5 protein-coding genes and 1 pseudogene are annotated in these 8,799 nt (G+C 70.5%); 4 read left to right on the top strand and 2 right to left on the bottom strand.

The window, feature by feature from the left end; genetic code table 11:
• Together D476_RS35490 and D476_RS32445 are read right to left on the bottom strand one after the other, a co-directional pair.
• Positions 1-375 (bottom strand): annotated as a pseudogene (locus D476_RS35490) (molybdopterin-binding oxidoreductase); the annotation flags it as partial.
• A gap of 602 nt (positions 376-977) precedes the next feature.
• Positions 978-3,146, bottom strand: coding sequence for an AfsR/SARP family transcriptional regulator (locus tag D476_RS32445; protein WP_017623396.1), 2,169 nt, complete (start codon positions 3,144-3,146; stop codon positions 978-980).
• Positions 3,147-3,434: 288 nt separating this feature from the next.
• Here D476_RS32445 and D476_RS37875 point away from each other — a divergent pair, with 288 nt between their 5' ends.
• The 4 genes from D476_RS37875 (at position 3,435) to D476_RS0107800 (ending at position 8,743) form a co-directional block, all read left to right on the top strand.
• Positions 3,435-3,671 (top strand): thiomuracin/GE37468 family thiazolyl RiPP peptide, encoded by a 237-nt coding sequence (locus tag D476_RS37875; RefSeq protein WP_017623395.1) that lies wholly within the window; start codon positions 3,435-3,437, stop codon positions 3,669-3,671.
• 359 nt (positions 3,672-4,030) lie between these two features.
• A complete protein-coding gene (locus D476_RS0107810) occupies positions 4,031-6,724 on the top strand; it encodes a lantibiotic dehydratase (RefSeq protein ID WP_017623394.1) in 2,694 nt (897 codons plus the stop codon).
• Positions 6,717-7,607, top strand: coding sequence for a thiopeptide-type bacteriocin biosynthesis protein (locus D476_RS0107805; RefSeq protein ID WP_017623393.1), 891 nt, complete (start codon positions 6,717-6,719; stop codon positions 7,605-7,607). Before D476_RS0107810 ends, D476_RS0107805 begins: the two co-directional genes overlap by 8 nt.
• Positions 7,604-8,743 carry a thiopeptide maturation pyridine synthase gene (locus D476_RS0107800; RefSeq protein ID WP_160167435.1) on the top strand — a complete coding sequence of 380 codons (1,140 nt, stop codon included), beginning with the start codon at positions 7,604-7,606 and terminating at the stop codon, positions 8,741-8,743. The genes D476_RS0107805 and D476_RS0107800 overlap by 4 nt, the downstream gene beginning before the upstream one ends.
• Positions 8,744-8,799 lie beyond the last annotated feature (56 nt).

Below are 8,799 nucleotides of genomic sequence, written 5' to 3'. Positions count from 1 at the left end.
GTCGGCGCGGCGCACCGCCACTGCCACGGCGCCGACCGCAGCGAACGCGGCCAGCCCGGTGTAGCCGACGACGGAGCGGCGGAGCGAGAGGACACCGAGCACCGCCGCGAAGAGCGCGATCGCGGCGTACACCCCGGCGAGCAGCGCGATCTTGTCGTAGATCCCGAACACCGCGATCGCGAATTCCTTGGCCCACGACGGGCTGTTGTCCACCAGGGCGTCCCCGACGGCGATGACCGGGGAAGCCGTCCCCGTCAGCCCCGCGGCCAGCTCCCCGGCTCCCAGAGCCGCGGCCGCCGCGAGGACCCCGGTGGCCGCCCCCGCGCCGACCGAACGGGCGTCCCGCCCCTTGTCCGCCTCTCCCGTGCTTTTCACACCAGGGGTTCGGCGCTCCGGCGGATCCGGATTGGTCGGTCGGCGAATTCTCCTTCCGCCCCCGGTCACCGCGCCTGCCGCGTCCTGGCGGAGAGCGCGGTGGTCGCGAGGCGCCACCAGCCCGCCGACGGGCCGGTGGGCGCGGCGACCGGCAGTGAGGCCGGTCAGCTCGGCCACGGTCGCCGCGACGCGGCAAGGCTCCGGGCAGAGGCGGACGACGGCGCCTTCGTCGGCGTCGTCCTGCGAGCCGAACCAGACCCACATCCGACGTCCGCAGGCCCGAATCCTGCCGGATGCGCAACAAAACCCCAGTTCAGACGGCTACACGCGCTCCAAAGGACGCGGGGTCCACCCCCTCTTGGGCTCGGGGTTCGCTCTTCATCCGGGACCCAGCGCGCGGAGGATCTTCGGGCGCCCGTGCAGTCGGCCGCACCCTGGTCCCCCATGTGGAACCCGCGCCACACCTTGGCGCGTGCGAGGCGGGGCCCCGCACCGTCACGCATGTGCGAAGCCGCCCAGGCGCGAGAGCCGTGCCCACCCCTGGAACGGAACGACACCGGACCATGCGGAGCACTGCTCTAGGAGGCGCTCCGCTCATGCGGTCAGGGTTCGCGCCCCTCGGCGAAGTACAGTCGGGTCCGATCGGCCAAGCGCCACGAGATCTCGTGTGGGCCCTTGTCGGCGGCCTGAAGGATGAGCGACAGCAGGTTGACATGCTCGGCCTCCAGCCATGCGAGCGCCTCGCTCCGGTGTGCGAAGCGTGTCGGCGCCCCGCTCCGGCCGGAAGGCGGGGACGTGCCGTCCGATGGCCCGAAGGCGGCGGCGGTAGCGGTCTCGGTCGTTTCCAGGTACCACGAGCACAGGCGCTGCCACGCGGCCGGAATGCCCGGGTCGGATTCAGCGCGCTCGGCGGCGTAGAGACGCAGCAGGTCGTTGAACCGGTAGCGTTCCGCGGCGGTCCGCTGCAGGAGTCCGGAGGTGACGAGTGTGTCCAGCAGGCGGACGGCGGCGGGTTCCGTCGACCCCAGCAGGGCCGCGGCCGCCGCGGCGGTGAAGTCGGGCCCCGGATGGACTCCGAGCAGGACGAACAAGCGGGCGCTCGTCTCGTCCAGGCGGGCGCAGGTGTCGTCGAAGACGGAGCGGACCGCGGTGTGGCGGTCTCCGGGGACGGAGAGTGCGGCGAGGCGGCCGCGGCTGGCGAGCTCGGCCGCATACGACGCCAATGAGCGCCTGCGCTGCGCGGCCAGGTTCGCCGCAGCGATGCGGAGCGCCATGGGCAGGTAGGCGCAGAGCCGGGCGACCTTCGCGCATGCTTCAGGTTCCGCACCCGTGCGCTGTTCCCCCAGGACACCGGCGAGCAGCGCCTGCGCCTCCGCCGGTCGGAGCACATCGATCATGTCGGTCCGGGCCGTGTGGCTGGCCGTCAGGCCGCGGAGGTCGGAGCGGCTGGTGACCAGTACGGAGACCCCCGTCGTCCCCGGCAGGAGAGGCCGCACCTGTCCGGCTCCGGCCGCGTCGTCGAGGATCAGCAGCATCCGCCGATCAGCGACCCGGCTCCGGAAGGCCGCGGCCCGCTCCTCCAGTGTCTCGGGGATCGCCTCCAGGGCCATCCCGGCGGCGCGGAGGAGTTCGGCCAGGGCATCGCTCGGTTCGCGCGGCCGTTCACCGACACCGTGCAGTCGGAGGTACCACTGGCCGTCGGGGAAAGCGGTGCGCAACCGATGGCCGATGTGCACCGCCAAGGCGGTCTTGCCCACCCCGGGCGCACCGGACAGCACGACGGGGACCGGCGACCCCCCGGTCAGTGTCGCCTGAAGGTCCTCAATCTGCGCGGAGCGTCCGACGAAGCCGGAGATCGCCAAGGGGAGTTGGCACTGCACGGGCCAGCTCGGCCTGGCGGGCGGCGTCGCGACGCCGGTGGCGGCCGCGCTCAGCCGTGCGTCGCGGCCGAGTACCGCCTGGTGGAGATCCTGGAGGTCCCGCCCGGGATCGATCCCCAACTCATCGGTGAGTCTTGTGTGCATCTGCCGGTAGTGGGCGAGGGCATCGGCCTGTCGACCACAGCGGTACAGCGCGGTCATGTACAGGGCGGCCACACGTTCATCCAGCGGATGTGCGGCGCTGAGTTCCGCGAGCACTGACAGCGCTTCCGCGTGCTCACCGAGCCGAAGCCGCACGTCGGCGTAGTCCAGTTCGGCCGCCTGCCGCTCGCGGCAGAGTGCGGTGCGGATCTCGTTGAACCACGGTGTATCGATGCCGAGGAAGGCCTCACCGCGCCAGAGCGCCAGTGCACGGCGGTAGGACTCGGCGGCACGCACATCGTCGTCCGTGCGACGCGCGGTGGCCAGCAGGTCGCGGAATCTGTGCAGGTCCACCGACCGTGCGTCCGCCTGGAGCACGTATCCGCCGTGCGCGTGGGAGATGGCGGCCGCCTGCGCGGGCAAGAGCCGTCGCAGGCGGGAGAGGTAGGTGTACAGCGTCGCCCTGGTCCGCTGCGGCGGGTGCCCGCCCCAGACACGCTGCACGAGCTGGTCGACCGGTACCGACTGCTGCGGGGACATGAGCAGGGCGGCGAGTACCGTCCGCTGCCGCGGCGGCCCGACGTCGATTGGCCGACCTCCCCTCCCACAGGCCTCGATGCTGCCCAGCAATCGGAACCGCACTTCTCGACCCGCGTGCGCGTCGGACCGACCGGCCTTCACTCCATCGCCCGGTACCGCATGGCCGTCAGAGACGATTCGGCCCGCGCCGTCGGCCAGCGCCGCCTGCACAGGTCGGCCCTGCCCGTGGTCCTCTCCCGGTGGTGCCATCTCCATGGATTCCCGGCTCATCACTTGCAGGGACGCGAGCGCCTCAGCGACGGTTCCCGCCGAAGCGGCGCTGCTCCGGCCCGTTCCGGACAGTTGCACCGTCGAAGAGGCGTTTCGCCGCCGCGCACAGGGGGGCTCAACTCAGGGATTCAGACTTCTTCAAGGTCGCCGACAAGCCGATGCTGCCAGCGTGGCCGTCGTCAGCCGCGATACACCGCGGGCGAGACTAACGAACGGAAGGACAGCACGATGAACAATCGGCTCGACCTTGACGTCCAGGACCTGCCCATGGACGTGTTCGACCTCGGCAGCACCGGACTGGAGCTCGAGACCCTCACCACCGGCCACGGCATGCAGGAGCACGCCGCATCGACCGGTTCGATGCCGTGCAGCTTCAACACCGTGTGCTGCTGCGCATGCTGCAGCCAAACCTGCAGCACCCCTGCTCCTTATGCGTTCGAGAACGGATCGGACGAATTGGAATAGGCGCATTCTGCTCGCTGATTCGGAAAGCAGCGCGAGCGGGCCGAGTAGAGCATTCGGCGTCCGCGGATCCCCCTGGGCGCCGGTCGCCTACCGAAGAGAATCCCCGCAGCACGATGGCCGGTCACCGGCATCAGTGGAACGGTGTACACCGCTGATCGTCCCGGACACCGGCACACACGCCTGACCTGCCGATTCGAATCCCGCCAGGTGACCTGTACCGGTCACCATGGCGCGCCGATCCATCCACCGGCGCCGTGGCCGGCGCCGTCACTCCCGTGTGGCGCCGGCCATCGCCCCGTATCACGAAAGCACGTCGCGTGACCGAACCGTGTGTGAACGGAATGCCGCCAGGACCGCGGATGGCGGTGCGGATGGCGGGCCTCCCCGCTGTCGGCCTTGCGGAACTGGCATTCAACGATACCGCTGAGCACTTGCGGAGCCTGCTCTCGATCCGAAGAAGGGTCGGTGAGAATGCCGGAGAACTGGGCAGCGAACTCTACAACGCGATCGCCGGCCTTCCCGACGGCTCGCCTGCGAAGCCCGCATTGGTCGCGCTGCGCCGTTCCGTGTACCGGCTGCGCCGTCCGTCGGCCCGGGTGTGGAACGCCGAGGTGGCCACGTCCTTGCCCGGCGGCCTGGCCAAGCGGGTGGACTCGTGGATCAAGGAACGCGAACTCTGGCACGAAGAGCAGCATGCCTTTGCGGCCACACTCTCCACCGAACTGCACTCCATCGACGACCGCTATTGCCGACAGCTGAGCGATCCGTGGTTCAGGCGCGGCCTGTTTCAGGCCGATCAGGTCCTCAGCGGCGTGCTGGACCGCTGGCTCGCCGACCCGCGCCGTCGCCCGCGCCGCAGGTCGGTATCCCGGTTGGTCCGCTACGCGACCCGTGCCGCCGCCAAGACCAGCCCCTTCAGCGGCTTCATGGTCGCGGGAAGCGGCCAATGGGTGTTCGACGCGGCCGGCGCCCCCGCCGATCCGCCGTCCGCGCCCCGCAGCTGCGGGGCGCGGGGCGTGTCCGAACTCTATGAGGCGGCCATGCGCCCGTGGTTCGACACCCTGGTCGAGCGGCCCGATGTCAAGGACACCATGACGGTGCGGCTCAACCCCAGTGTGACCCGGGGCCGAGACCGGCTGCGCTTCCTCGGTCCGCCGCCGACCGAGCAGGTGGTCACCATCGGCACGGCTCCGGCCATTGCGGCGTGCCTGCGCCTCGTGGCCGACAATCCGCCGATGACGCCGGTCGAAGTCCGGGATCGGCTGGCGGCCGCCGCTGGATCATCGGGAACCAGGCGGGCCGCGCTGCTGCTCGACCGGCTCTGCGACATCGGCCTACTGGAGTTGCTTCCCCCCGATGGTGTCCGGCCCACGGCCCCGGAGGCGCTGAGCCGCTGGGTGCAGGACATTCCGGCCATCGGCGACGAGACACGGGAACGGCTTGACATCCTCGCCCACGAGATCCGCAACCCCGTACCCGTGGACGATGTCATGGAACATCGGCGCCGGCAGACCCGACTCGCGCAGGTGGTCGCCCGGCTGACCGAGGACGGCCCCGACGATCGTGCCTCGGACCAAGCCGAGGCCGAGGATGCGGAAGATGGCCGGGATGCCTCCGGCGCCGCTCATGCGGTTGCGGCGGACGCCCTCGTCGCGGACCGCCCACTCGCCTTTCCGGATGCCGCCGCTTGGCAACCGGTCCTCGACGACCTGCGGACTCTCGGCCGCTGGCTGGCGGCGCTGGTGCCTGAGTGGGGGTTTCGCCGCGCCATGGACAGTTGGTGGCACCGCCGCTTCGCCGACCTCGATTCGATGCCCTTCGTTGACTTCCATTACGAGCTGATGGCGGAAATCGAGGCCGGGACCGCGGACGGCCAAGAGCTGGGCGCGCTGTGGCAGGCATTGCCGGCGGCGGTCTACGACCTGTCCGATGACCGCTCGGCGGCCGCCGAGGCGGCCGCGCTGAACAGAAGCGCCATGTCCTGCGTGCAGCGGCCCGTCGACAGCGACGGCGTCGCTCGGGTCGACATGGACGAGCTGGCCTCCTTCGCCGCAGCGACTCCGGGGTGGCTGGCGCCGCTGCGCTCGCTCGGTGTGTATGCCCAGCCGGTGTCCGCTCCGGGAGACCGCCAGGTTTCGGTGGTGCTCAACCGCCTCGATACTGGCTTCGGGCGGGGGCACAGCCGGATGGCGTATCTGCGCGGCGATGCCACCGCTGCGGTCGGAGGCCGCGCCGACGGCGCCGCGGAGGCGTACGGCCCTCCACCGGTGCCGGCCGCGATCGCCACCAGCCAGGGCATCGCGCTGAACGACCGGATGCCCAGCGTTCCCTACGAGATCGCCTACCCGTTCCAACCGCCGCCCCCGCCGGGCGTGTCCGGCATCGCCCTGGGCGACCTGGCGGTGCGGTCATCCGCTGGGCGCGACGGCCTGTTCCTGGTCGCACAGGGCCTGGACGTCGAAGTCACTCCCGTGCACTTGGGAATGATGGGGGAGAACATGCTCCCCCCGGCCGCGCGCCTGATGCTGACGGCGTTCGGGGAACGCCCTCCCGACATGCCCTGGAACGGTCGCGGCCTGCTGCGACAGGCTCCGGTCGAGCAGTGGCCGCGGCTCCAGGCCGGGCGCGTCGTCCTCAGCCGTGCGCAATGGGCGGTCGCCGGTTCCCAGGTCCCACGCCGCAGGAAGGGCGAGTCCGACGCCGTCTTCCTACTGCGGCTCGCCGAGTGGCGCGACGGCCTCGGCGTGCCGGAACGGTGCTTCGTCCGGCCGGTCTCCGACTCCTCTCAGCGCCGCCGATCCCTGCGTGAGAACCTCGCCCTGCGGCGCACCGCCAAACCCCTCTACGTCGACTTCGCCAACGTCTTCCTCGTCGATGCCCTGGAGGCGATGGTCGGACGGGAATGGCGGACCGTCATCTTCGAGGAGGCCCTGCCTGATCCGTCGGACTGGGCCGAACGCGGATCCGCGCATGTCACCGAGTACCTGGTGGAAGTGCCCTTGGACGCGCAGGACGGAGCGCCCGCGGGAGGCGGGGGAGCACGCCGTGGCTGACCATTCCTGGCTGAGTGTGCACATCTTCTACCACGGCGGCCTGGATCGGCCACTGACCGGCCTGGTCCATCCGCTCCTGAACGAACTCGAAGCCGCCGGCCTCGGCCACGAATACTTCTTCCTGCGCTACTGGGACGGAGGACCGCACGTCCGCCTGCGCATCAGGTGTGCGTCCCGGTGGCTTCCCGAGGTGGCACAGCGTGTGGAATCCGTCGCCGGTGGCTTCTTCGCCGCGCAGCCGGCCCCGGACTCCTTGGAACAGGCGGATTATGAGCCGCTGGCCGCGGAACTGTCCCGCGCGGAAGGGGTCGACCCGGCCCTGCCGGGGCTGCAGCCCAACAACTCGTTGGCATATATCCCCTACCGGCCCGAACTTCGCCGGTATGCACGCTACTCGTCCATCCGCGTTGTCGAGCGGCATTTCCACGAGTCGAGCCGGATCGTCCTGCCGGTGATCCGCGACGCCGTCCCGATGACGGTCAGAACCCGTGCCGCGATGGCATTCTGCCTGCTCGCCTGGTTCTGCGTGGAGCGGGACCCGCCGACCTTGGTCGATCGGCTCCTGCGGAACGCCGACGGATCGGCGACGGACAGGCACCGCAGCCGTGTCCCCAATCGCAAGGAACTCGTCCGCACCGCCGACCAGATGCGGACCCTGGCCGAGCAGGCCCCCGAACTCGACGGCAACGGAGTACTCGTGGCCTGGGCGCGGGCGGTACGCCGGCTGACGTGTGAACTGTCCGATGATCCCGACGTGCTGGACATCGTCGATGCCTGCGCTCACCTGGCATGCAACCGCCTCGGTGTGGACCTCCGCATCGAGCGAGAGCTGAGGGCCGCGGCTCTGACCGGGATTGTCGGCCTGCTCCGATCGGAGGAATGACCATGGAGTGGCACAGCATCCACGTGCACTACCACGAGCCGGGTCTGGATCGGCTCATCATCGAGGGTATCGGCCCTTGCACCGAGCGTCTCGCGGACCTTGCCGAGGTGGACGGCGTCTACTTCGTCCGGCACTGGCTGCGCGGGCCGCACGTCAGGTTGAACATCAGGACGACCCGCGACGCGTTTCGCACCACGGTGCTGCCGACCGCCGAGCGGATCATCGGGCGCTTCCTGGCCGCCCACCCCTCGCACGGCGGGTGCGACGAAGCTTCCCTCGCCGATACCCACCGGCGGCTCGCCGAACTGGAGCACGAAGCGGGACCGCTGTTTCCCTGGCATGCCGACAACACGGTGGTTCCGGCCCGCTACGACGGCCGGGTGCAGGCGGTGCGGACCGCCGAGGCGGCTCAGCACCTGGCCGACTTCCTCACCGAGACCACGCCCCTGCTCCTGGCCATGACCGAGCACGTCGCCGCCGCCGAGAGCCGGCGCCTTGCACTCGCCTTTGACCTGATGGTCGCCACGGCGCATCGGATGAGCGGCGGAGGCATCATCTCCGGACTGGGCTCTTTGCGCTCCCATGCCGAGGCGTTCTTGTACCGCTGGCCCGAGGGCCGCGGCCAGCGCCCCGCGTGGGACCGGCACTACGCACACCACGCCGGGTCACTGGCCAGGCGGGTCCACCAGGTGACCTACGGACTGGATCAGCCTGGGGCCGGCCTTCCCCGGATCCCCTTCGTCGATTCGTGGGTGAGGTCCCTGGGCGCGTCCATGGTGACCGGGTATCAGCTCGTCAACGCTGGACGGCTGTCCATGCCCTCGCCTGCGGAGGCGGACCAGGACGCTCCCGATGGCATGAACCTGGTCGACATCAGTCCCTACCACCGCGCCGTATGGGACAGCCCACGCTGGCAGCGCATCATGGACACCCCTTGGATGTCCACGTGGCGGCTGGCGCTCAACTACCTCTACCTCCACCTGACGCGGCTCGGTGTCACCCCGGCCGAACGCTTCCTGCTGTGCCACTTGGCCGCCAATGCGATCGAGGACGCCTACGGCGTGTCCGCCATGGACCTGGCCCTGCGGCACAGCGGCCGCGGCCAGGAGGCCGAGACCGCAGAGGAGGCCGTGTGATGGGGGAATCGCACGCCGCGGCCGCATGCGGTGCAACCGCGCCGATCCGCGAACTC

This window comes from Nocardiopsis chromatogenes YIM 90109 (assembly GCF_000341185.1).
GTDB classification, from domain to species: Bacteria; Actinomycetota; Actinomycetes; order Streptosporangiales; family Streptosporangiaceae; genus Nocardiopsis_A; species Nocardiopsis_A chromatogenes.
This window is presented reverse-complemented; position numbering and strand designations above follow the sequence as displayed.

What these genes read in the sequence shown, in the direction of transcription:
- D476_RS0107800 (WP_160167435.1), top strand. Translation starts at nt 7,604, where the DNA reads ATGACCATGGAGTGGCACAGCATCCACGTGCACTACCACGAGCCGGGT.
- D476_RS37875 (WP_017623395.1), top strand. Translation starts at nt 3,435, where the DNA reads ATGAACAATCGGCTCGACCTTGACGTCCAGGACCTGCCCATGGACGTG.
- D476_RS0107810 (WP_017623394.1), top strand. Translation starts at nt 4,031, where the DNA reads ATGGCGGTGCGGATGGCGGGCCTCCCCGCTGTCGGCCTTGCGGAACTG.